This window comes from Pseudomonas sp. Irchel s3b6 (genome assembly GCF_900187415.1).
Taxonomy (GTDB): domain Bacteria; phylum Pseudomonadota; class Gammaproteobacteria; order Pseudomonadales; family Pseudomonadaceae; genus Aquipseudomonas.
Genome location: NZ_FYDM01000012.1, coordinates 57,975 through 81,632 on the forward strand (window position 1 = coordinate 57,975; position 23,658 = coordinate 81,632).

Annotated in this window: 19 protein-coding genes; all 19 read left to right on the forward strand. The window is 61.6% G+C overall.

What is annotated here, in order from left to right; translation table 11 throughout:
- Positions 1–21 precede the first annotated feature (21 nt).
- The 19 genes from CKW07_RS18850 (at position 22) to CKW07_RS18940 (ending at position 23,635) form a co-directional block, all read left to right on the forward strand.
- Positions 22–1,083, forward strand: a complete 1,062-nt coding sequence (locus tag CKW07_RS18850; protein WP_095146494.1) for a YCF48-related protein — start codon at positions 22–24, stop codon at positions 1,081–1,083.
- A gap of 31 nt (positions 1,084–1,114) precedes the next feature.
- Complete coding sequence (locus tag CKW07_RS18855; protein ID WP_095146495.1) at positions 1,115–3,577, forward strand: RND family transporter; 2,463 nt, start codon at positions 1,115–1,117, stop codon at positions 3,575–3,577.
- A gap of 56 nt (positions 3,578–3,633) precedes the next feature.
- A complete protein-coding gene (locus CKW07_RS18860) occupies positions 3,634–5,412 on the forward strand; it encodes an acyl-CoA dehydrogenase C-terminal domain-containing protein (protein ID WP_095146496.1) in 1,779 nt (592 codons plus the stop codon).
- A 50-nt stretch (positions 5,413–5,462) separates the two neighbouring features.
- Positions 5,463–7,118, forward strand: coding sequence for a fatty acid--CoA ligase (locus CKW07_RS18865; RefSeq protein WP_095146497.1), 1,656 nt, complete (start codon positions 5,463–5,465; stop codon positions 7,116–7,118).
- A gap of 243 nt (positions 7,119–7,361) precedes the next feature.
- Positions 7,362–8,048 (forward strand): tellurite resistance TerB family protein, encoded by a 687-nt coding sequence (locus tag CKW07_RS18870; RefSeq protein ID WP_095146498.1) that lies wholly within the window; start codon positions 7,362–7,364, stop codon positions 8,046–8,048.
- A gap of 250 nt (positions 8,049–8,298) precedes the next feature.
- Positions 8,299–9,921, forward strand: coding sequence for a methyl-accepting chemotaxis protein (locus CKW07_RS18875; protein ID WP_095146499.1), 1,623 nt, complete (start codon positions 8,299–8,301; stop codon positions 9,919–9,921).
- A complete protein-coding gene (locus CKW07_RS18880) occupies positions 9,921–10,457 on the forward strand; it encodes a chemotaxis protein CheW (RefSeq protein ID WP_095146500.1) in 537 nt (178 codons plus the stop codon). Before CKW07_RS18875 ends, CKW07_RS18880 begins: the two co-directional genes overlap by 1 nt.
- The gene (locus tag CKW07_RS18885) at positions 10,454–11,734 is read left to right on the forward strand and encodes a protein-glutamate O-methyltransferase CheR (RefSeq protein ID WP_095146501.1); all 1,281 of its coding nucleotides are present in this window, start codon (positions 10,454–10,456) and stop codon (positions 11,732–11,734) included. The genes CKW07_RS18880 and CKW07_RS18885 overlap by 4 nt, the downstream gene beginning before the upstream one ends.
- Positions 11,731–12,414 carry a chemotaxis protein CheW gene (locus CKW07_RS18890; RefSeq protein WP_095146502.1) on the forward strand — a complete coding sequence of 228 codons (684 nt, stop codon included), beginning with the start codon at positions 11,731–11,733 and terminating at the stop codon, positions 12,412–12,414. Before CKW07_RS18885 ends, CKW07_RS18890 begins: the two co-directional genes overlap by 4 nt.
- Positions 12,411–14,726 (forward strand): hybrid sensor histidine kinase/response regulator, encoded by a 2,316-nt coding sequence (locus CKW07_RS18895; RefSeq protein WP_095146503.1) that lies wholly within the window; start codon positions 12,411–12,413, stop codon positions 14,724–14,726. The genes CKW07_RS18890 and CKW07_RS18895 overlap by 4 nt, the downstream gene beginning before the upstream one ends.
- Complete coding sequence (locus CKW07_RS18900) at positions 14,723–15,733, forward strand: chemotaxis response regulator protein-glutamate methylesterase (protein ID WP_095146504.1); 1,011 nt, start codon at positions 14,723–14,725, stop codon at positions 15,731–15,733. The genes CKW07_RS18895 and CKW07_RS18900 overlap by 4 nt, the downstream gene beginning before the upstream one ends.
- A gap of 48 nt (positions 15,734–15,781) precedes the next feature.
- Positions 15,782–16,783, forward strand: coding sequence for a PleD family two-component system response regulator (locus CKW07_RS18905; protein WP_095146505.1), 1,002 nt, complete (start codon positions 15,782–15,784; stop codon positions 16,781–16,783).
- 106 nt (positions 16,784–16,889) lie between these two features.
- Positions 16,890–17,985, forward strand: a protein-coding gene (gene prfB, locus CKW07_RS18910; protein WP_141234461.1) for a peptide chain release factor 2 whose coding sequence is annotated in 2 segments (ribosomal slippage) — positions 16,890–16,961 and positions 16,963–17,985 — 1,095 coding nt in all. Because the reading frame shifts where the segments join, the coding sequence is not laid out codon by codon here.
- Positions 17,986–18,056: 71 nt separating this feature from the next.
- On the forward strand, positions 18,057–19,559 hold the full coding sequence (gene lysS, locus CKW07_RS18915) for a lysine--tRNA ligase (RefSeq protein WP_095146506.1): 1,503 nt from the start codon (positions 18,057–18,059) through the stop codon (positions 19,557–19,559).
- 115 nt (positions 19,560–19,674) lie between these two features.
- On the forward strand, positions 19,675–20,379 hold the full coding sequence (locus tag CKW07_RS18920) for a TetR/AcrR family transcriptional regulator (RefSeq protein WP_095146559.1): 705 nt from the start codon (positions 19,675–19,677) through the stop codon (positions 20,377–20,379).
- A gap of 48 nt (positions 20,380–20,427) precedes the next feature.
- Entirely contained in the window at positions 20,428–20,979 is a 552-nt protein-coding gene (locus CKW07_RS18925) for a hypothetical protein (protein WP_095146507.1), read from the forward strand.
- 35 nt (positions 20,980–21,014) lie between these two features.
- Entirely contained in the window at positions 21,015–22,292 is a 1,278-nt protein-coding gene (locus tag CKW07_RS18930; protein ID WP_095146508.1) for a flavohemoglobin expression-modulating QEGLA motif protein, read from the forward strand.
- A 102-nt stretch (positions 22,293–22,394) separates the two neighbouring features.
- Positions 22,395–23,309, forward strand: a complete 915-nt coding sequence (locus tag CKW07_RS18935) for an alpha/beta hydrolase (protein ID WP_095146509.1) — start codon at positions 22,395–22,397, stop codon at positions 23,307–23,309.
- Entirely contained in the window at positions 23,306–23,635 is a 330-nt protein-coding gene (locus tag CKW07_RS18940; protein WP_095077513.1) for a hypothetical protein, read from the forward strand. The genes CKW07_RS18935 and CKW07_RS18940 overlap by 4 nt, the downstream gene beginning before the upstream one ends.
- Positions 23,636–23,658 lie beyond the last annotated feature (23 nt).

Below are 23,658 nucleotides of genomic sequence, written 5' to 3' on the forward strand. Positions count from 1 at the left end.
GCTTTTTCAAGAGGACGCAGTATGGGTTCGTACAAGAAGTGCGTATTGCTGGCACTGGTGTTGTGGCAAGGAATCGCTCAAGCCGCCAGCTTCGTCGACGTGCTGGACCAGCCGGCCCAGCTCAGTGCCCTGGCCGTGAGCAGCCCCCTGCTCGCCGCGGCCCGTGCGGGTGAGCGCCTGGTTGTCGTAGGGCAGCGTGGTCACATTCTTTATTCCGATGATTCAGGTCACCAGTGGCAGCAGGTGAACGTGCCGGTCAGTGCCGACCTCAATGCCGTGTCTTTCCCGACTGCAGAGCAAGGCTGGGCCGTTGGCAGCGATGGCGTGGTGCTGCACAGCAGCGATGCTGGCCAGACCTGGAACAAACAACTGGACGGCCGTGAGATCGGCGCCTTGCTGGTCAAGCACTACGGCGCCCTGGCCCAGGCTGAGCCGAACAACGAACAATGGGCGCTGCGTGTCGAAGAGGGCCAGCGGCTGATTGAAGAGGGCGCCGACAAGCCGCTCCTCGATGTCTGGTTTGCCAATGATCAGGTCGGTTATGTGGTGGGTGTGTTCAACCTGATCCTGCGCACGGAAGACGGTGGCAAGCACTGGACCCCCTTCCAGGACCGTATCGACAACCCGCAGGGCTTTCACCTCAATGCCATCGCCTCCACGGGCGACGCGCTGTACATCGCCGGCGAACAGGGATTGCTGCTCAAGTGGGATGACGCGCAGCAGCGTTTCCTGGCCGTGCACTCGCCTTATCAAGGCAGCTTTTTCGGGGTCGTGGGCAAGCCGGGTGAAGTCCTGGCCTACGGTCTGCGCGGGCATGTGTTTCGCAGCACCGATGGCGGCGCCAGCTGGAGCCCGCTGAGCACCGGGCTGCAGGTCAACATTACCGCCGCCACCCTGGACGCCAATGGGCGCTACGAGCTGTTCACCCAGGCCGGGCACCGGCTGGTCAGCTTGAAAGATGGCAGTGGCCTGCAATTGCAGGCGCAACAAAACCAGTCACCCGTCGCGGGCGCCACCCTGACCGCCGATGGTGCGCTGGTGCTGGTTGGCAGCCGTGGTGCGCGTGCGCTGGGCCAAGAATAAGAACTGAACCCATTAGAGTGAGTACCCAGACATGGGCAATATAAAGCAAGACACCATGCCGGTGATTTGCGACTTGCATGACTTCGACCGAAGCTCCGGCAACCGACTGGAACGTTGGGTGTTCAACCATCGTCCGCTGTTCATGCTGCTCATGGCACTGATCACTCTGGTGCTGGGCTACATGATGGCAACCCGCCTGGAGTTGCGCCCCAGCTTCGAGAAAATGATTCCGCAGAGCCAGCCGTACATCCAGAATTTCCTGGAAAACCGCAAGTCCTTGCGCGGCCTGGGCAGCTCGGTACGGGTGGTGATCGAAAACACCGAGGGCGATATTTTCGACCCTGAGTACCTGAGCCTGCTCAAGCAGGTCAATGACGAGTTGTTCCTGACCGAAGGCGTCGATCGCGCCTGGATGAAGTCACTCTGGAGCCCGTCGGTGCGCTGGACCGAAGTCACCGAGGAAGGCTTCCAGGGTGGCCCGGTGATGCCCGATACCTATCAGGGCTCGACCAAGGATATCGAACAGCTGCGCCAGAACATCAACCGCGCCGGCATCGTCGGTAGCCTGGTGGCCAGCGATTTCAAATCGACCATGCTGATCGTGCCGCTGCTGGACACGGCGACGGCCACGGGCCATGGCATCGATTACCATGCCTTCGCCCAGCAACTGGAACAGCAGTTGCGCGACCAGATCGAGTTCGGCGGCGACAGCAAGGCGCGCAAGGCCGGGGAGGAGGGCGAGGGCAAGTACAAGGTGCGGGTGATCGGTTTCGCCAAGTTGATGGGCGACCTGATCGACGGCCTGATCCAGGTGATGATGTTCTTCGGCCTGGCCGTGGTCACCTCGTTCGTCATCATCTACCTCTATACCCGTTGCATCCGCAGCACCTTGCTGGTGATCTTCTGCTCGCTGACGGCGGTGGTCTGGCAGTTGGGCATCGTCGCCTGGCTGGGTTACGCCCTCGATCCGTACTCGATCCTGGTGCCTTTCCTGATCTTTGCCATCGGCGTGTCCCACGCCGCGCAGAAGATGAACGGCATCATGCAGGACATCGCCCGCGGCACCCACAAGCTGATCGCGGCGCGCTACACCTTCCGCCGTCTGTTCATTGCCGGTGTCACCGCGCTGCTGGCCGACGCCGTCGGTTTCGCCGTGCTGATGCTGATCGACATCCCGGTGATCCAGGACCTGGCCATTACCGCCAGCATCGGCGTGGCGGTACTGATCTTCACCTCGCTGTTGCTGATGCCGGTGGCGCTGTCCTATATCGGCGTCGGCACCCAGGCGGCCGAGCGTGCCTTGAAGATCGATTCCCGGGCCGACAATCACCGCGGTTTCGGCAAGCTGTGGGACCTGCTCGACCGGTTCACCACGCGCAAGTGGGCCACCGGCATTGTCATCGGCGCCCTGGTGTTGGGTATCGCGGGCTTTGTGGTCAGCCTGCAACTGAAAATCGGCGACCTCGACAGTGGCGCCCCGGAGTTGCGCGCGGACTCGCGCTACAACCGCGACAACGCCTACATCACCAGCCACTACGCGCTGTCCAGCGACCTGTTCGCGGTGATGATCAAGACCCCGGCCGAAGGCTGCCTGAACTACCAGACCCTGATCCTCGCCGACCGCCTGGCCTGGGAGCTGCAACAGTACCCGGGCGTGCAGGCGACCTCATCGCTGGTCAACGCGGTGCGCCAGATCACCGCGGGCTCGTTCGAAGGCAACCCCAAGCTCAACAACATCCAGCGCAACCAGGACGTCCTGAACTACGCCGCTCAACAGGCCTCGGTCAATGCGCCGGAACTGTTCAATAACGATTGCTCGGTGATGCCGGTCATTGCCTACCTCAAGGACCACAAGGCCGAGACCCTGGACGCGGTGGTGGCGATCGCCGACCGCTTCGCCAAGGCCAACAGCACCGACGATCGCCAGTTCCTGCTGGCCGCCGGCACCGCGGGCATTGAAGCGGCAACCAACATCGTGGTGCGCGAAGCCAACCGCACCATGCTGATCTATGTCTACCTGGCAGTCATCGTGTTCTGCCTGATCACCTTCCGCAGCTGGCGCGCTGTGCTGGTGGCCCTGTTGCCGCTGGTGCTGACCTCGATTCTCTGCGAGGCCTTGATGGTGGTCATGGGCATCGGCGTGAAAGTCGCGACCTTGCCGGTGATCGCCCTGGGGGTGGGCATCGGCGTGGATTACGCGCTGTACCTGCTCAGTGTGCAACTGGCCTACCAGCGCAGCGGCATGCCATTGGCCGAGGCCTATCGCAACGCGGTGTCCTTCACGGGCCGGGTGGTCGGCCTGGTCGGCATCACCCTGGCCGCCGGTGTGGTGTGCTGGGCCTGGTCGCCGATCAAGTTCCAGGCCGACATGGGCATCCTGCTGACCTTCATGTTCCTCTGGAACATGCTCGGAGCCTTGATCCTGATTCCGGCGCTGTCCTACTTCCTGCTGCGCGATACCGGCATGCCGGCCCGCGTCGCCAAGCCTGCGTGAACCTTTTTATCCATCAGGGCAGCTTCTTGCCCTGACATTGCCTGAGTGTTTGAAACATGTCTGATTACAAAGCTCCCCTGCGCGATATGCGTTTCGTACTCAACGAAGTCTTTGAAGTCTCCCGGTTGTGGGCCTCCATGCCAGCCCTGGCCGAACTGGTCGATGAAGAGACGGCCACGGCCGTGCTCGAGGAAGCCGGCAAGGTGGCTGCAGGCCTCATTGCCCCGCTCAATCGCAGTGGCGACGAGCAGGGCTGCACCTGGAGCGACGGCGCGGTGACCACGCCGGACGGTTTCCCCGCAGCCTACCGTGCCTTTGCCGAAGGCGGCTGGGTCGGTGTGGGCGGTGATCCGGCCTACGGCGGCATGGGCATGCCCAAGGTGATTGGCGCCCAGGTCGAGGAAATGGTCAATGGCGCCAACCTGTCCTTCGGCCTGTACCCGATGTTGACCGCCGGTGCCTGCCTGTCGCTCAAGGCCCACGCCAGCGAAGAGCTGAAGGCGGCCTACCTGCCGAACATGTACGCCGGCGTCTGGACCGGCTCCATGTGCCTGACCGAGCCCCACGCCGGTACCGACCTGGGGATCATCCGCACCAAGGCCGAACCTCAGGCCGATGGCGCCTACAAGGTCAGCGGTACCAAGATCTTCATCACCGGTGGTGAGCAGGACCTGACCGAGAACATCATCCACCTGGTGCTGGCCAAGCTGCCGGACGCGCCGGCCGGGGCAAAAGGTATCTCGCTGTTCCTGGTGCCCAAGTTCATGGTCAATGCCGACGGCAGCCTGGGGGCGCGCAATCCGGTCAGCTGTGGTTCGATCGAGCACAAGATGGGCATCAAGGGGTCGTCCACCTGCGTGATGAACTTCGACGAAGCCGTGGGTTACCTGGTCGGCGAGCCGAACAAAGGCCTGTTGGCCATGTTCACCATGATGAACTACGAACGCCTGGGGGTGGGTATCCAGGGCCTGGCGACCGCCGAACGCTCCTACCAGAACGCCGTGGAATACGCCCGCGATCGCCTGCAGAGCCGGGCGCCGACCGGACCGCAAGCCAAGGACAAGGTGGCTGACCCGATCATCGGGCATCCTGACGTGCGCCGCATGTTGCTGACCATGAAGGCCTGTAACGAAGGCGGCCGGGCGTTTTCCACCTACGTGGCCATGCAACTCGATACGGCCAAGTACAGCGAAGACCCGGCCACGCGCAAACGCGCCGAAGAACTGGTGGCGCTGCTGACCCCGGTCGCCAAGGCGTTCCTGACCGACCTGGGCCTGGAAACCACGGTGCACGGCCAGCAGGTGTTCGGTGGCCACGGCTACATCCGCGAGTGGGGCCAGGAACAACTGGTGCGCGACGTGCGGATCACCCAGATCTACGAAGGCACCAACGGCATCCAGGCACTGGACCTGGTGGGACGCAAGGTGGTGGGCACGGGCGGCGCGTACTACCAACTGTTCGCTGACGAGATCCGTCATTTCACGGCCACGGCAGACGCGGCGCTGGGCGAGTTCGTCAAGCCGCTCGATGCGGCCCTGGACCGCCTCGACGAACTGACGGCCTGGGTGCTGGATCGCGCCAAGGGCAACCCGAACGAAATCGGCGCGGCGTCGGTGGAATACCTGCATGCCTTCGGCTACACCGCCTACGCCTACATGTGGGCGTTGATGGCCAAGGCCGCACTGGGCAAGGAAGCGCAGGATGACTTCTACGCCAGCAAGATGGGGACTGCGCGCTTCTATTTCGCACGTTTGTTGCCGCGCATCGAGTCGCTGGCCGCGTCGGTCAGGGCCGGCAGTGAGTCGCTGTACTTGCTCGACGCCGAACAGTTCTGAGCCCGAGCATCGCAGACGACCTGCAACCTACAGAATCAGGAAGCCCCACCGTGTCGAAAACAAAAATAATCGCGCCCGCAGAAGGCGCTTACAGCTATCCCTTGTTGATCAAAAGCCTGCTGCTCTCGGGGGCCCGCTACGCGCCCGAGCAGGAGATCGTCTACGCAGACAAGCTGCGCTACAACTACCGCACGCTCAATGAGCGGATCAGGCGCCTGGCCAATGCGCTGGTCAACGCAGGCGTAAAGGCAGGGGATACCGTGGCCCTGCTCGATTGGGACAGCCACCGCTACCTGGAGTGTTTCTTCGCCGTGCCGATGATTGGCGCGGTGTTGCACACGGTCAACATCCGCCTCTCGCCCGAGCAGGTGCTCTATACCATGAACCACGCCGAGGATGACGTGGTGCTGGTGCATGATGATTTCCTGCCGTTGATGGAGCAGATTCATGGCGAGCTGACGACCGTCAAGGGCTTTATCCAGCTCAGCGACGTCGGCGCACCCGCCACCGGGTTACCGGTGTTGGGCGAATATGAAGCGCTGCTGGCCCGGAGTGAGCCGCACTTCGACTTCCCCGACTTCGACGAGAATTCGGTGGCGACCCTGTTCTACACCACCGGCACCACGGGCAACCCCAAGGGGGTGTATTTCAGCCACCGCCAGTTGGTGCTGCATACCCTGAACGCCGTGGGCACCCTGGGCGTGTACCAGGGCTTGCCGTTGCTGCGCTCGGACGACGTGTACATGCCCATCACGCCGATGTTCCATGTGCACGCCTGGGGCGTGCCATATGTGGCGACGCTGATGGGGATCAAGCAGGTTTACCCGGGTCGCTATGAACCCAATAGCCTGGTCAGGCTGCACCGCGATGAGAAGGTCACCTTTTCCCATTGCGTACCGACGATTCTGCAGATGATCCTCGATTGCAAGGAAGCGATGCAGGCTGACTTCACCGGCTGGAAACTGCTCCTGGGTGGCAGTGCCTTGACCCATGGCGTCGCGGCCCAAGCGACGGCAAAAGGCATGCTGGTCCACAGTGGCTATGGTATGTCCGAGACCTGTCCGTTGATTTGCCTTACGCACTTGCGTGAGCCGGAATCCGCGCAAAGCGCGCAGGACCAGGTGGCTGCCAGGATCAAGACCGGGGTGGCGGTGCCGATGGTCGAGATGAAAATCATCGACGCCTTCGGTAACGAGGCGCCTCACGATGGTGAATCCCAGGGCGAGATTGTGCTGCGTGCGCCCTGGCTGACCCAGGGTTACCTGAAAGAACCGGAGCAAGGCGCTCAGCTCTGGGAAAACGGCTGGATGCATACCGGCGACATCGCTTCGATCGACGCGCTGGGTGTGGTGGAGATCAAGGACCGCCTCAAGGACGTGATCAAGACCGGGGGCGAGTGGATCAGCTCGCTGGAACTGGAAAGCCTGATCAGTGAGCACCCGGCGGTTGCATCGGTCGCGGTGGTCGGTATTCCTGATCCGCAGTGGGGGGAGCGGCCGATTGCCCTGGTGGTGGGTGTGCCCGGCGAAGATATTGCTCCCGGGCAGTTGGAGGTCCATCTGCATCACTATGTCGAGAGTGGCCGCATCAACAAGTGGGCGATCCCCAAGCAGATCAGGATCGTGGACGATATCCCCAAGACCAGTGTCGGCAAGATCAACAAGCGGCTTATCCGGCAAGAGGAACTGGCCCGCCAGGTCCAGTGAACCCTGCGTCAACCCGGTGATTGCCGGCGCCCCTTCGGGGCGTCCGGCATCCCGTCAATTGCAGTGTGGTCGGGGCGGCATTCACCAGGCACCGAGGTACGCTTCGGATCATGGCCTGCTGATGTCACCCTGCCGTGTTTTTTGCCAACATCTTGAAGCACTCTCGCAGCCAAGCCTCGGGCAATTTAGATCTAGACTGACGACCCTATTTATTCAGTAACGTCTTTTTTCTGGAGGCTGCACATGAACACCCGTGGTTTGCTCGATCAGCTACTCAAGTCCGGTCAGGATATGTTGCAGAACAAGACCGGCACCCCTCAGCGTAATGCTTCAGGCTCCAGCGGATTGAGCAGTCTGTTGTCCGGCGCCACCGGCGGTGCGTTGGCCGCCGGTGCCATGGGCCTGCTGTTGGGCAGCAAGAAGGCTCGCAAGTATGGCGGCAAGGCAGTGACCTATGGTGGTCTCGCGGCCTTGGGCGTCCTGGCCTACAAGGCTTATGGCAACTGGCAGGCCCAGCAGGGCACGGCGCCACACTCCGCCCCACAAACCCTTGACCGCTTGCCGCCCGCGCAGGTCGAGGAGCATAGCCAGGCCATCCTCAAGGCGCTGGTGGCGGCGGCCAAGGCCGATGGTCATGTCGACGAGCGCGAGCGTGCGCTGATCGAAGGCGAATTCACCCGGCTGGACAACGATCAGGCACTGCAGCATTGGCTGCACGCCGAACTCAACAAGCCACTCGACCCGGCCGACGTCGCGCGCGCTGCCAGCACCCCGGAAATGGCGGCCGAGATGTACATCGCCAGTGTGATGATGGTGGACGAAGAGAGCTTCATGGAAAAATCCTACCTCGACGAACTGGCACGCCAGCTCAAGCTGGAACCGGGGCTCAAGGCCGAACTGGAGCGGCAGGTGCGCCTGGCGCAGGTCTGACGGCCGTGCCTGCCTGAACTCACTGCCCGTGGAAAGCGTGGCCATTGGGGGATGCCGTCCTCAATGGCCAATCCACAGCCTGTTTCTACACAACTATCGCTGGCAGCCCGTGGCTTGTCTGGCGGAGAGTAGCTGTCCCGGTGCATTCAAGGGTTTTCGCCCGGGATGAGACGCAGTGCGCAACCGCTGATTATTCGTGGCGCGCCCTCGGCTATACTCCCCAGCATTTGAATGGCCCCGAGGACTGACTGTGAAGAACTGGACGTTACGCCAACGCATATTGGCGAGTTTTGCGGTGATCATCACCATCATGTTCCTGATGGTTGTTGTCTCCTATTCACGGTTGCTGAAGATCGAGGCCAGTGAAAACAGCGTGCGTGACGATGCGGTGCCCGGGCTTTACTACAGTTCGATGATTCGCAGCGCCTGGGTCGACAGCTATTTGCAGACTCAGAAAATGCTGGGCCTGGAGGAGGGGCAGGGCGTCACTGCGGAAAATGTCGCCGAGTTCGAATCTTATGAGCAGCATCTTCAAACGCTGATGGCTGACTACGCCGCCACCATTCATGGCAGCGAGGACCGCAAGGAATTCGACTTGTTCGAGAAGGCGCACCAGAACTACGCCATCATTCTGGCTTCGGTCCTGGAGTTGCATAAGAACAACAAGGAAGCCGAAGCGACCAAAATGTTCACCGTACAACTGACGCCGGCCTGGACTGCAGGTCGTGTGAAGCTCAATGAGATCATCGGCGAGAACAAGGTCGTGGCCGACCATGCCACGGCGGCCATCGACGATGCCGTGGTTGCGGCAAAAATCAGCATGGGCCTGTCGCTGCTGGTGGCGATCGTCGTCGCCGGGCTCTGTGGTCTGCTGCTGATGCGCGCGATCATGTCGCCGATGAACCGCATCGTGAATATCCTCGAAACCATGCGCACCGGAGACCTGAGCAATCGCCTGAACCTGGATCGCAATGACGAATTCGGGGCGGTGGAAACCGGCTTCAACGACATGATGACCGAGTTGACCTCGCTGGTGTCCCAGGCACAGCGCTCCTCGGTACAGGTCACCACCTCGGTGACGGAAATTGCCGCGACCTCCAAGCAACAGCAGGCCACCGCCACTGAAACCGCCGCGACCACCACGGAAATCGGCGCCACCTCGCGGGAAATCGCAGCGACCTCCCGCGACCTGGTACGCACCATGACCGAGGTGTCCACGGCGGCCGACCAGGCTTCGGTGCTGGCCGGCTCCGGTCAGCAAGGGCTGGCGCGCATGGAAGACACCATGCATTCGGTGATGGGCGCCGCGGATCTGGTCAACGCCAAGCTGGCGATCCTCAACGAGAAGGCCGGCAACATCAATCAGGTGGTGGTGACTATCGTCAAAGTCGCCGACCAGACCAACCTGTTGTCGCTCAACGCGGCGATCGAAGCGGAAAAGGCCGGTGAATACGGGCGCGGTTTTGCCGTGGTGGCCACCGAAGTCCGGCGCCTGGCTGACCAGACGGCTGTCGCGACCTATGACATCGAGCAAATGGTGCGCGAGATCCAGTCCGCGGTGTCGGCCGGCGTGATGGGGATGGACAAGTTCTCCGAAGAAGTGCGCCGCGGCATGTCCGAAGTGCAGCAGGTCGGCGAGCAGTTGTCGCAGATCATTCATCAGGTTCAGGCGCTGGCGCCTCGGGTGTTGATGGTCAACGAAGGCATGCAGGCCCAGGCCACGGGTGCCGAGCAGATCAATCATGCGCTGGTGCAGTTGGGCGATGCCAGCGGCCAGACGGTCGAGTCCCTGCGTCAGGCCAGTTTCGCCATCGACGAGCTGAGCCAGGTGGCCGTCGGGCTGCGCAGCGGCGTCTCGCGATTCAAAGTCTGATGAGCGAGCTCGTGGTCAAACGGGGCGCTGGCGTGGCACCGAAGCAGTCGCTGTTCCTGGTGTTTCGCATCGGTGAGGAGCGTTATGCCGTGCAAGCGGTCGAGGTGGCGGAAGTGCTGCCCTGCCTGCCGCTCAAACCCATCGCCAGGAGCCCGCAGTGGGTCGCCGGCGTGTTTGCCTATCGCGGCCTGATCGTGCCGGTGATCGATGTGGGGGCCCTGGCGTTCGGCCAGCCGGCCCAGGCACGCACCAGTACACGCCTGGTGTTGGTGCACTATCGGCCGGACGAGACGGAACCCGCGCAACTGCTGGGTCTGATTCTTGAACAGGCCACCGATACCCTGCGTTGCGATCCCCAGGAGTTCCAGCCCTATGGCCTGGACAACCGCCAGGCGCCTTATCTGGGGCCGGTGCGCGAAGATGCCCGGGGGTTGTTGCAATGGGTGCGGGTGGCGGACCTGCTGGACGCGCAGGTTCGGGCGCTGCTGTTTCCATCGCCACCCCTGGATCTGGCGATGCTCGAGGAAGGCGCATGAGCAGCGACCAGCGTTTTTTCGACTTCCTCAAGGAACGCATCGGTCTGGACGTGAGTTCGGTCGGGCCGGCGATCATCGAGCGCGCGGTGCGCCAGCGCACGGCAGCGCAGCAGGTGGAAACCTCCGATGAGTACTGGCACCACCTGCAAGGTTCACGCGAGGAACAGCAAGCGCTGATCGAAGCGGTGATCGTTCCCGAAACCTGGTTTTTCCGCTACCCGGAGTCCTTTGCTACCCTGGCCAAGCTGGCGACCAAACGCCTGGCCGAGATCAAGGGCATGCGTGCGTTGCGGATTCTCAGCCTGCCGTGTTCCACCGGCGAGGAGCCTTACTCGATCGCCATGGCGTTGCTCGATACCGGGCTTGCGCCCCATCAGTTCAAGGTCGAAGGCCTGGATGTCAGCCCGCTGTCGGTCGAGCGAGCCAAGCGTGCGTGCTACACCAGGAACTCCTTTCGCGGGCAGCCCATGGATTTTCGCGAGCGACATTTCACTGTCGAAGGCGAGCGCTATCACCTCAGTGAGCGAGTGCGCGAGCAAGTGCGCCTGCAGGTGGGGAATCTGCTGGACCCGACGCTGCTGGCCAATGAAGCACCCTATGACTTCGTGTTTTGCCGCAATCTGCTGATCTATTTCGACCAGCCCACCCAGCAGCAGGTTTTTCAAGTGCTCAAGCGCCTGACCCATGAGGACGGCGTGCTGTTTATCGGTCCGGCCGAAGGCAGTCTGCTGGGGCGTCTGGGCATGCGCTCAATCGGGATCGCCCAGTCGTTTGCCTTCAGTCGTCACAGTGCCCCTGAACCCGAGTCGCCGGCCTTTATCGCGCCACCGCTGCCCGTCAGTTTGCCCGTGCGTAACACTGCGCCGCCGACGGTTCGCAGTCGCCCTTTCGCCACGCAAGCTCCTGCACCCGCGGCGCCGCGCAGCCTTGAGAAAACGCCGAGCAATGATGCCGCGGCGCTGTTGGCGAACATTGCGACCCTGGCCAACGAAGGCAAGAGCCTCGAGGCGCGAGCGGCTTGCGAAGACTATTTACGCGGCCACGGGCCGGTGGCGCAGGTGTTCTATTGGCTGGGGCTGCTCAGCGATGTCGCCGGCAGCGTGCTGGAAGCCCAGGGTTACTACCGCAAGGCGTTGTACCTGGAGCCGCAACACCCGGAGGCCTTGATGCACCTGGCGGCATTGCTGGCATCCCAGGGCGATGCGGCGGGCGCCCGTCGCATGCAGGAGCGTGCCGCCCGCAACGAACGTACCGCTGACAGTGAGCGTAAACGATGACCGGTTCTGTTTCATTGAACGTGACCCATGAAGATGCCCAGGCCATCGACGACTGCTGGAACCGCATCGGTATTCACGGCGACAAGTCCTGCCCATTGCTGTCCGAACATATCCATTGCCGTAACTGTGCGGTGTACTCCGCCTCGGCCACGCGTTTGCTGGATCGTTATGCCCTGCAGCAAGACGATGAGGCCCATTCGTCTGCCGCCGTCGAGGCGGATGTCGTCACGCGTTCGTTGCTGATGTTCCGCCTGGGCGAAGAATGGCTGGCGCTGAGTACCCGCAGCCTGGTGGAAGTGGCGCCCTTGCAGGCGATTCATTCCTTGCCTCATCAACGTTCGCGCGCCCTGATGGGGGTTGCCAATGTGCGAGGTGCGCTGGTGGCCTGCCTGTCGCTGGCGCAGTTGCTGGAGCTGGAAGTCACCGCGGGCGTGGCGTCAACCGCACGGGTCATGCCGCGCATGCTGATCATCGCGGCACACGGTGGCCCGGTGGTGGTACCGGTGGATGAGGTGGACGGGATTCACGCCATCGATGAGCGGATCCTCGACAGCGCTTCCCGTTCGGGGCTGCAGGCCGGCGCCAGGTACACCCGGGGCGTGCTGCCCTTCAGGGGGCGTAGTTTGCGCTGGCTGGACGAAGAGCAGTTGTTGTCCGCCGTGACCCGGAGCCTGACATGACCCCAGATCAAATGCGCGACGCCTCATTGCTGGAGCTGTTCAGTCTCGAGGCCGAAGCCCAGACCCAGGTCCTCAGCGCCGGCCTGCTGGCGCTGGAGCGCGACCCGACCCAGGCCGATCATCTGGAAGCTTGCATGCGCGCGGCCCATTCGCTCAAGGGCGCCGCGCGGATTGTCGGCGTGGATGCCGGGGTCAGTGTTTCCCACGTCATGGAAGATTGCCTGGTCAGTGCCCAGGAGGGGCGACTGTTCCTGCGTCCGGAGCACATCGATGCCTTGCTGCAAGGCACCGATCTGTTGATGCGCATTGCCACGCCGGGCAGCGCCAATATAGGACCGAACGACATTGATGCCTACGTGGCGTTGATGGGACGGTTGCTTGACCCCGCCGCGGTGGCGGCGCCGGTCATGGCGCAAACCCTGTTATCGGCCACTGCGCCGATGGCCGAGTTGCAACTCGACCCCCCAGCGCCGTCAGCGCCAGCGCTTGAGTCGCCAGACGCCGCGTCATCGCTGGCCACGCCGGGGGAGGCTGTGCACAAGACCAAGCGCGTCACCGAGAGTGGTGAGCGGGTATTGCGGGTCACGGCCGAACGCCTCAACAGCTTGCTCGATCTGTCCAGCAAGTCGCTGGTGGAAACCCAGCGCCTGAAACCCTACCTGTCGACGATGCAGCGTCTCAAGCGCATACAGAACAATAGCCTGCGTGCCCTCGAAAGCCTCAACGTCCACCTCAAAGAGCAGGCTCTGGGCCTTGAGGCGCAAGAGGCACTGGGTGATGCACGGAGGCTGCTGGCCGAGTCCCAGCAACTGCTGGCCGAGAAAACCGCCGAACTCGATGAGTTCGCCTGGCAGGCCAGCCAGCGTGCCCAGGTCCTGTACGACACGGCGCTGGCTTGTCGTATGCGGCCTTTTGCCGATGTGCTCACTGGCCAGGCGCGGATGGTGCGCGACCTGGGCCGCAGCCTGGGCAAGCAGGTCCGGTTGGAGATCGACGGCGAGAAAACCCAGGTCGACCGCGACGTCCTGGAAAAGCTGGAAGCCCCGCTGACCCATTTGTTGCGTAACGCTGTCGATCACGGCATCGAAATGCCCGAGCAGCGGTTGCTGGCCGGTAAGCCGGCCGAAGGCTTGATTCGTTTGCGTGCCTCTCATCAGGCCGGTCTGCTGGTGCTGGAGTTGAGCGATGACGGCAATGGTGTGGACCTGGAGCGGGTTCGGCGCAGCATTGTCGAGCGTCAGTTGTCGCCGAGCGAGACCGCCGCACAGTTGAGTGAGGAGGAGCTGCTGACCTTCCTGTTCCTGCCCGGCTTCAGCCTGCGCGACACCGTCACCGAGGTGTCGGGGCGCGGCGTCGGTCTGGACGCGGTTCAGCACATGGTCCGCCAACTGCGGGGCGCGGTGGTGCTGGAGCAGAAAGCGGGCGAGGGCAGTCACTTCCATCTCGAGGTGCCGCTGACGCTGTCGGTGGTACGCAGCCTGGTGGTGGAGGTTGGTGAAGAGGCCTACGCCTTCCCGTTGGCGCACATCGAGCGCATGTGCGACCTGGAACCGGACGAAATCGTTCAGGTGGAAGGTCGTCAGCACTTCTGGCACGAAGGCCGGCACGTTGGCCTGGTGGCGGCCAGTCAGCTGCTGCAGCGACCGGCGAGCCAGACCAGTCCGGCAACGCTCAAGGTGGTGGTCATTCGCGAACGGGATGCGGTGTACGGCGTGGCCGTCGAGCGTTTTATCGGTGAGCGGACCTTGGTGGTACTGCCGTTGGATGAGCGCCTGGGCAAGGTTCAGGATATTTCCGCCGGTGCCCTGCTCGATGATGGTTCGGTGGTGTTGATTGTCGATGTCGAAGACATGCTGCGCTCGGTGGAGAAACTGCTCAACACCGGGCGCCTTGAGCGGATCGCACGCCACAGCCAGCAGGCGGCGCAAGTGGCGCGCAAACGGATTCTGGTGGTCGATGACTCGCTGACGGTGCGTGAACTGCAGCGCAAGCTGCTGCTCAATCGGGGCTATGACGTGGCCGTTGCCGTGGATGGCATGGACGGCTGGAATGCCCTGCGCTCCGAAGACTTCGACCTGCTGATTACCGATATTGATATGCCGCGCATGGACGGGATCGAACTGGTCTCGCTGCTGCGTCGCGACAACCGGCTGCAATCGCTGCCGGTCATGGTGGTGTCCTACAAGGATCGCGAAGAGGATCGGCGTCGTGGACTGGAAGCGGGGGCCGACTATTATCTAGCCAAGGCCAGTTTCCACGACGATGCCCTGCTCGACGCGGTGGTTGAGCTCATAGGAGGAGCGCGGGCATGAAAATCGCAATCGTCAATGATATGCCCATGGCCGTGGAGGCCCTGCGCCGGGCCCTGGCGTTCGAGCCGGCGCATCAGGTGGTGTGGGTGGCCGGCAACGGCCTGGAGGCGGTGCAGCGTTGTGCTGAGTTGACCCCGGACTTGATCCTGATGGACTTGATCATGCCGGTCATGGACGGGGTCGAAGCCACCCGCCGGATCATGGCCGAGACACCTTGTGCGATTGTCATTGTCACGGTCGATCGCCAGCAGAATATCCACAGGGTGTTCGAGGCCATGGGCCACGGCGCGCTGGATGTGGTGGATACGCCGGCACTCGGGGCCGGTGATCCGAAGGAAGCCGCAGCACCGCTGCTGCGCAAGATTCTGAATATTGCCTGGTTGATCGGTGACCGCGGCAATCGCGTGCGCTCCAACCCGGTACCGCAGCGTAGCCCTGGGCAGTGTCAGCGCCTGGTGGCCATCGGCTCGTCTGCCGGAGGGCCCGCGGCACTGGAGGTCTTGCTCAAGGGGCTGCCCCCTGATTTTCCGGCCGCCATTGTGCTGGTGCAGCATGTCGACCAGGTGTTCGCCGCCGGCATGGCCGAGTGGCTCGGCAGTTCCAGCGGTTTGAACGTCCGCCTGGCCGAGGAAGGCGAGCCACCGCAAAACGGTACGGTTTTGCTGGCAGGCACCAACCACCACATTCGGTTGTTGAAAAATGGCACGCTGGCCTACACCGCCGAGCCGGTCAACGAGATCTATCGACCTTCGATCGATGTTTTCTTCGAAAGCGTGGCCAGTTACTGGAATGGTGATGCAGTGGGTGTGCTGCTCACCGGCATGGGCCGTGATGGGGCCCAAGGACTCAAATTGATGCGCCAGCAGGGTTACCTGACCATCGCTCAGGATCAGCACAGCAGTGCGGTGTACGGCATGCCGAAAGCCGCCGCCGCCATCGATGCGGCTGTGGAAATCCGCCCGCTGGAGAAAATAGCGCCACGATTGCTGGAGATCTTTGCAAAATGAACGACATCAGCAACGGAACAGGCCAGGTAGTAATTCAGGTGAATACCCATGGATGATTTACAGCTCGACGATTTTAAAACCGATGAAAATGCCGCCATGGTGCTGCTGGTCGACGACCAGGCCATGATCGGTGAGGCCGTGCGTCGTGGATTGGCGAGCGAAGAAAATATCGACTTCCATTTTTGTGCCGATCCGCACCAGGCAATCGCCCAGGCCATCCGGATCAAGCCGACCGTGATCCTCCAGGACCTGGTCATGCCGGGCCTGGATGGCCTGTCGCTGGTGCGTGAGTATCGCAATCACCCGGCGACCAAGGACATTCCGATCATCGTGCTGTCGACCAAGGAAGATCCCCTGATCAAGAGCGCGGCCTTTGCGGCCGGCGCCAACGATTACCTGGTGAAACTGCCGGACAACATCGAGCTGGTGGCGCGCATTCGTTACCACTCACGCTCCTACACCACGCTGATCCAGCGCGATGCCGCCTACCGGGCGCTGCGGGTCAGCCAGCAGCAGTTGCTCGACACCAACCTGGTGCTGCAACGGTTGATGCACTCCGACGGCCTGACCGGGCTGTCCAACCGCCGGCATTTCGACGAATACCTGGAGCTGGAATGGCGCCGGGCCATGCGTGACCAGAGTCAGCTGTCGCTGTTGATGATCGATGTCGACTATTTCAAATCCTACAACGACAACTTCGGCCACCTGGAGGGTGACGAAGCCCTGCGCAAGGTCGCTGCTGCGATTCGCGAGGCCAGCAGCCGACCATCGGATCTGCCGGCCCGTTATGGTGGCGAAGAGTTTGCGTTGGTGCTGCCCAATACGTCGCCGGGCGGTGCCCGGCTGGTGGCGGAAAAGCTGCGCCAGACCGTGGCGGCCCTGAAAATTCCGCACATTGCGCCGGCCGAGGGAGGCTGCCTGACCATCAGCATCGGGCTCTCGACCATCACCCCGCAACCGAGCAGTGACAGCCGGCAATTGATCTCGGCGGCGGACAAGGGGTTGTACCAGGCCAAAAACAATGGGCGCAATCAGGTGGGGATTGAATGAACCAGGCTGTTCATTCGTAGCTAAAGCCGCCAGGCGGGCTGCCGTGACGGCCTGATTACGTTATACTCGTCGGCTTTAAAAAGTTCGCCAACGAGTGCTGCCCGCCATGGAAATCAACCCGATCCTTAACAGTATCAAGGACCTGTCCGAGCGCTCCGAAACTATTCGGGGGTATCTTTGACTACGATCAAAAGCATGAGCGTCTGACTGAAGTCAATCGCGAGCTTGAAGATCCGAATGTCTGGAACAACCCGTCGTACGCTCAGGAACTGGGCCGCGAGCGGTCGCTGCTAGCTCAGATCGTCGAAACCCTCGACGAAATGCACAGCGGTCTGGCCGATGCCAAAGACCTGCTGCTGATGTCCGCCGAAGAAGAAGACCAGGCCGCCGTCGATGACGTCGCTGCCGAAGTCGAGCGCCTGCGCGAGTCCCTGGAAAAACTCGAGTTCCGTCGCATGTTCAGCGGCGAGATGGATGCCAACAACGCCTACCTGGACATCCAGGCCGGCTCCGGCGGCACTGAGGCCCAGGACTGGGCCAACATCCTGCTGCGCATGTACCTGCGCTGGGCCGACAAACGCGGTTTCGACGCGACCATCATGGAACTGTCGGCCGGTGAAGTCGCCGGGATCAAGGGCGCTACCGTGCACATCAAGGGCGAATACGCCTTTGGCTGGCTGCGGACCGAAATCGGTGTACACCGCCTGGTGCGCAAGAGCCCGTTCGACTCCGGCAACCGCCGCCACACCTCGTTCTCGGCAGTGTTCGTGTCGCCTGAAATCGATGACAACATCGAAATCGACATCAACCCGTCGGACCTGCGTATCGACACCTACCGCTCCTCGGGTGCCGGTGGTCAGCATGTAAACACCACCGACTCGGCCGTACGTATCACCCACGTACCGACCAACACCGTGGTCAGCTGCCAGAACGAACGCTCCCAGCACGCCAACAAAGACACCGCGATGAAAATGTTGCGGGCGCGCTTGTACGAGCAGGAAGTGCAGAAACGTAACGCCGCCTCGCAAGCGCTGGAAGACACCAAGTCGGACATCGGCTGGGGTCACCAGATCCGCTCCTATGTACTCGATGCGTCGCGAATCAAGGATTTGCGCACTAACATCGAACGCAGCGACTGCGACAAGGTGCTCGACGGCGATATCGACGAATACCTGGTGGCCAGCCTGAAACAGGGCCTGTAAACCGCCAGTCAAGACCTCAAGTCCCCCGTCATCGGCGGGGGCAACGAACCTGTGATGGAATTTTTAAAGACATGAGCGACCTAGAACTCGACCCGCAAGCCCTGCAACAGGAAGAAAACTCCCTGATCGCCCTGCGCAAGGAAAAGCTTGCTGCCGAGCGCGCCAAGGGCAATGCCTTCCCGAACGACTTCCGCCGCGAAAACTACTGCGATGCCCTGCAGAAGCAGTACGCGGACAAGACCAAGGAAGAGCTGGCAGAGGCTGCAATCCCGGTCAAGGTTGCCGGTCGCATCATGCTCAACCGTGGCTCGTTCATGGTGATTCAGGACATGACCGGGCGGATCCAGGTTTACGTCAACCGTAAGACCCTGTCCGAAGACACCCTGGCCTCGGTGAAAACCTGGGACATGGGCGACATCATTGCCGCCGAAGGCACCCTGGCCCGTTCCGGCAAGGGTGACCTGTACGTTGAAATGACCCACGTGCGCCTGCTGACCAAGTCGCTGCGCCCGCTGCCGGACAAGCACCACGGCCTGACCGATACCGAGCAACGCTACCGCCAGCGTTACGTTGATCTGATCGTCAACGATGACGTGCGCCAGACTTTCCGCGTGCGTTCGCAAGTGATTGCCCACATCCGCAGCTTCCTGATGCAGCGTGACTTCCTGGAAGTGGAAACGCCGATGCTGCAAACCATCCCCGGTGGTGCTGCGGCCAAGCCGTTCGAAACCCACCACAATGCCCTGGACATGGAAATGTTCCTGCGTATCGCCCCGGAGCTGTACCTCAAGCGTCTGGTGGTCGGTGGTTTTGAAAAGGTGTTCGAGATCAACCGCAACTTCCGTAACGAAGGCGTTTCGACTCGTCACAACCCTGAATTCACCATGTTGGAGTTCTACCAGGCTTACGCCGACTACGAAGACAACATGGACCTGACCGAAGAACTGTTCCGTGAACTGGCGCAGCTGGTTCTGGGCAGCACCGACGTGCCGTACGGCGACAAGGTGTTCCATTTCGGCGAACCGTTCGTGCGCCTGTCGGTGTTCGACTCGATCCTCAAGTACAACCCCGAGCTGACCGCTGACGACCTGAACGACATCGACAAGGCTCGCGCCATCGCCAAGAAAGCCGGCGCCAAGGTGCTGGGCTTCGAAGGCCTGGGCAAGCTGCAGGTGATGATTTTCGAAGAACTGGTCGAGCACAAGCTGGAGCAGCCGCACTTCATCACCCAGTACCCGTTCGAAGTGTCGCCGCTGGCCCGTCGTAACGACGATAACCCGAACGTCACCGACCGTTTCGAGCTGTTCATCGGTGGCCGTGAAATCGCCAACGCCTACTCCGAGTTGAACGATGCGGAAGACCAGGCCGAGCGTTTCATGGCGCAGGTGGCCGACAAGGACGCCGGCGACGACGAAGCCATGCACTACGACGCCGATTTCGTGCGTGCGCTGGAGTACGGCATGCCGCCAACGGCCGGTGAAGGGATCGGCATCGATCGCCTGGTGATGTTGCTGACCAACTCGCCATCGATCCGTGACGTGATCCTGTTCCCGCACATGCGCCCGCAAGCGTAAGCGTTTCAGTAAAAAAGCCGCCTAAAACAGGCGGCTTTTTATTGCCTGTCTGGTACAAATGTATCAATTGGTTACTTTTGCAGATTAGAGAGGAATACCTGTCGTGAACCGTGCAATTGCTCAAGAAGGTGCAGCGGGCATCGCCACTGCGGTCGCTGAAAGTGTTCAGTACCAGGGCCGCAAGGCCAGCCGACAGGGCAGTGAACAGCGTCGACAGGAAATTCTCGACGCGGCGATGCGTATTGTCGTGCGTGATGGCGTGCGTGCCGTGCGTCACCGTGCCGTGGCCGCCGAGGCGTGCGTGCCGCTGTCGGCCACCACTTACTATTTCAAGGATATCGATGACCTGCTCACCGATACCTTCGCCCAATACGTGGAACGCAGTGCGGCCTACATGGCCAAGCTGTGGGTGAACAACGAAGGCTTGCTGCGGGAAATGGTGGTCAGTGGCGATGGCAGCCCTGAGTCCCGCTCACAACTGGCCGACAATATTGCGCGGCTGATGGCGGACTATGTTCACCGCCAACTGGCCACCCGTCGCGAACACTTGATGGCCGAGCAGGCGTTCCGCCAGGAAGCGCTGCTCAATCCACGCCTGGCGCTGTTGGTGCGCTCCCATCAACAGATTCTCCTGCAAGGCACCTGCCAGCTTTTCCAGGTGTTGGGTTCGCGTGAACCACAGCAGGATGCCAAAGTGTTGACGGCGATTATCGGACGGATGGAATATCAAGGCCTGCTCAACGAGGCAGAGCCGCAGGCGGAAGCCGAAATGCTCGGTATCCTCACGCGGTACATGCATTTGGTGCTGGCTTCGGTGTAAGCAGGACCGTTGCCACATTGGCGGGTGTGTATTCATAGGGAGTATTGAATGAAGTGCTGGCGAGTCGTGATCGCTCTGTCGTTCCTGCTGCTCAGCGGCTGCCTGGTCTCGTTCAAGGAACCATTGCCCGCCAGTGAGGCCGCGCCTGCAGCGTTGCTCGGCAAATGGACCAGCAAGAACGCCTGGGGCGAAGCACAGAACCTGGAGCTGACGCGCATCGGCCCAGGTCGCTACCAGGCTGTCAGCTACTTCAAGGCCAACCCCAGGGAGCGTGAGGCTTATCCGTTCACGGTCTCGCGCCATGGCAACCGCTGGTACGTCTCGGCCAAGGTGCCGGCCCAGTACGGCGGTCACTTCACCATCGCCGGCTTCGAACTCACTGACCAGGACGAACTGGTGATCTATAACCTCGATCTCGACCTGATCAACCAGGCGGTCGGGCAAAAGCACCTGGGGGGCGAAACCTTCAAGACCGACGACGGCGAGGGTGTGCTGGTCAACAGCCCCATGGAGCAAGTGTTTACCTACCTGGATGATCCGGCCAATTCCGATGTATTTGTCGAAGCCGCACGTTACCAGCGGCGGGTCAAAACCCAATAAACGCAGCACGCTACGGTTTTCAAAGGGAGCAACCGGTGGACGATTACCAGCAGACGATACGTACCTTGTCTGATCGCATAGTGCTGGCGCAGACGCCGATCCGCGTCCTCGATGCGGTGAAGTGGGACGACAACATCCGCAGAGGCTTCCTCAAGGCCAAAGGCAAGGAAATGCCGGCGGTGGACCGTGACTATTACCTCAATCGGCCGCTGTCCTTCGACTCGAGCAAAGTGAAGCTGGAGTTTCAGAACATCGAGCGTGATATCACCCGCCAGTTGGGCCAGTTCAGTCCGGTCGGGCAGATCATGCGGCGCATGTGCAAGGAGTACCGCATGGTGGTGCGGATGCTCGAGGCCCGAGGCACCGAAGACTTCGGGCTGATCTCGCAGGAGCTCTATGGCGCCGCCTCCGATGCGTTCCATGCCGGTGACCCGACCCTGGCCGACCTTGGCCTGATGATGTCCGATTACCTGAACAACATTGATGGCCGGGGCGACCTGAAGGACGAACCGAAGATCCTCACCGCCAAAGAGGCGGTGCACCTGCTGCAAACCCGCTTGAACAAGGTGTTCGGTGAGACCGAGGAAACCATCCGGGTGTTTGAGTCCGACGGTATCGTTGCCGATGCAGCGGCGGGGGCCGACTACATCAAGATCCGCGCCGATGCGATGTTCAACGACCGTGACGTGCGCGCCCTGGAGGTCCATGAGGGCCTGGTGCACGTCGGCACGACGCTCAACGGGCTGAACCAGCCGATCTGCACCTTCCTGTCCAAGGGGCCGCCGTCCTCGACCGTGACCCAGGAAGGCCTGGCGATCCTGATGGAGATCATCACCTTCGCCTCCTACCCGAGTCGCTTGCGCAAACTGACCAACCGTACCCGGGCCATTCACATGGTCGAGGAGGGCGCGGACTTCCTGCAGATCTTCGATTTTTTCCGCGAGCAAGGTTTCGAGATGGCCGAAAGTTATGGCAATGCGAGCCGGGTGTTCCGCGGTTCGGTGCCCAATGGCCTGCCATTTACCAAAGACTTGTCCTACCTCAAGGGCTTTATCATGGTTTACAACTACATTCAGTTGGCCGTGCGTAAAGGCAAGCTCGAGCAGATCCCGTTGCTGTTTTGCGGCAAGACCACCCTGGAAGACATGCGCACCTTGCGTCAGCTGGTGGATGAAGGCCTGGTGGAACCGCCCAAGTACTTACCGGAGCAGTTCCGTGACATGAACGCGCTGTCGGCCTGGATGTGCTTCTCCAACTTCCTGAATCACCTGAGCCTGGACCGGATCGAAGCGGATTACTCCAATATTCTGTGACTGATAAGGATGCCCGTGGCGAGGGAGCTTGACTGATCGTTCCCACGCTCTGCGTGGGAACGATCATCACGAAATCAACTCTTCTATGCGAGGTTTCAACGGATGAGAATCCTCGGCATCGTCTGCCTGCTACTGACCTTGAGCGGTTGCAGCTCGCTGCTGTTCTATCCGGAACCCGGTCAGTTGTTCACACCGGAAAAGGCCGAGCTCGAATTCCGCGATGTCACCCTGACCACTGCCGACGGTCTTCGGCTGCATGGCTGGTGGTTGCCGGCCAAGCAGGGTGTCGAGGTCAAAGGCACGGTGCTGCACCTGCACGGCAATGGCGGCAATCTGCCGATGCACCTCGGCGGTAGCTATTGGTTGCCGAAAGAGGGTTACCAGGTGTTGCTGGTGGACTATCGCGGTTACGGTTTGTCTGAAGGCGAACCGAGCCTGCCGGCGATCTATCAGGACATCGACGCGGCGTTCACCTGGCTGGACAAGGCGCCGGAGGTCAAAGGCAAGCCGCTGATCGTCCTCGGCCAGAGCCTCGGCGGCGCGCTGACCGTGCACTACCTGGCCGAACACCCGCAGCGTCAGCGCCAGCTCAAGGCGTTGGTGCTCGATGGTGTGCCCGCCAGTTACCGCGAAGTCGGGCGGTTTGCGCTCAGTACCTCGTGGCTGACCTGGCCGTTTCAGGTGCCGTTGTCCTGGCTGGTGCCGGACGGTGACAGTGCGCTCAGCGCCATGCCGCAGATCAATGGTGTACCGAAATTGATCTACCACAGCATCGACGATCCGATCGTGCCTCTTTCCAATGGCATCCGACTGTATCAAGCTGCGCCCCCGCCCAGGGTGCTGCAGTTGACCCGGGGCGGCCACGTGCAGACGTTCGCCGACCCGGTCTGGCGAGGCGTCATGCTGCGCTTTCTTGATGATCCGCAGCATTTCAACGGTCTGCGCCGCCTGGGTGAGATCCCCAATTACCCGGCACCCCCGAATTCAGCAATCGAACCTCCAGAGAGCCCGCAATGAGTGAAGAACGTAACGCCATCCCACTGATCATCACCGGTATCTGCAGCATCCTGGGCACCGTCGCCGCCCTGTGGTGGTACGGCTACCTGCACTTTGCCAAACCGGAAGACGCGCTGCTGCTCAACGAGTTCACCATGCTCAAGACCGTGCCAGGCGAAGACTACAAAGTCTCCCTGGAGCCGGCTGCGCAAGTCGCGCAATGCATCGATGGCGTCCTGGTGTTGTTCGACACCGAACAGAAAGGCCTGACCGGTGTGCTGATCAACGCCAAGAAAAAGGCCGTGCGTTGCATGGGCCAGGAAACCCCGCAGAAGCTCGAGCCATAACGGCGGCGATGCGAAGCCTTGTG

Bases quoted from the DNA above. Each gene is read 5' to 3' on its own strand.
- CKW07_RS18850 (WP_095146494.1), top strand. From the start codon at position 22: ATGGGTTCGTACAAGAAGTGCGTATTGCTGGCACTGGTGTTGTGGCAA.
- CKW07_RS18855 (WP_095146495.1), top strand. From the start codon at position 1,115: ATGGGCAATATAAAGCAAGACACCATGCCGGTGATTTGCGACTTGCAT.
- CKW07_RS18860 (WP_095146496.1), top strand. From the start codon at position 3,634: ATGTCTGATTACAAAGCTCCCCTGCGCGATATGCGTTTCGTACTCAAC.
- CKW07_RS18870 (WP_095146498.1), top strand. From the start codon at position 7,362: ATGAACACCCGTGGTTTGCTCGATCAGCTACTCAAGTCCGGTCAGGAT.
- CKW07_RS18880 (WP_095146500.1), top strand. From the start codon at position 9,921: ATGAGCGAGCTCGTGGTCAAACGGGGCGCTGGCGTGGCACCGAAGCAG.
- CKW07_RS18885 (WP_095146501.1), top strand. From the start codon at position 10,454: ATGAGCAGCGACCAGCGTTTTTTCGACTTCCTCAAGGAACGCATCGGT.
- CKW07_RS18890 (WP_095146502.1), top strand. From the start codon at position 11,731: ATGACCGGTTCTGTTTCATTGAACGTGACCCATGAAGATGCCCAGGCC.
- CKW07_RS18895 (WP_095146503.1), top strand. From the start codon at position 12,411: ATGACCCCAGATCAAATGCGCGACGCCTCATTGCTGGAGCTGTTCAGT.
- CKW07_RS18900 (WP_095146504.1), top strand. From the start codon at position 14,723: ATGAAAATCGCAATCGTCAATGATATGCCCATGGCCGTGGAGGCCCTG.
- CKW07_RS18905 (WP_095146505.1), top strand. From the start codon at position 15,782: ATGGATGATTTACAGCTCGACGATTTTAAAACCGATGAAAATGCCGCC.
- lysS (WP_095146506.1), top strand. From the start codon at position 18,057: ATGAGCGACCTAGAACTCGACCCGCAAGCCCTGCAACAGGAAGAAAAC.
- CKW07_RS18925 (WP_095146507.1), top strand. From the start codon at position 20,428: ATGAAGTGCTGGCGAGTCGTGATCGCTCTGTCGTTCCTGCTGCTCAGC.
- CKW07_RS18935 (WP_095146509.1), top strand. From the start codon at position 22,395: ATGAGAATCCTCGGCATCGTCTGCCTGCTACTGACCTTGAGCGGTTGC.
- CKW07_RS18940 (WP_095077513.1), top strand. From the start codon at position 23,306: ATGAGTGAAGAACGTAACGCCATCCCACTGATCATCACCGGTATCTGC.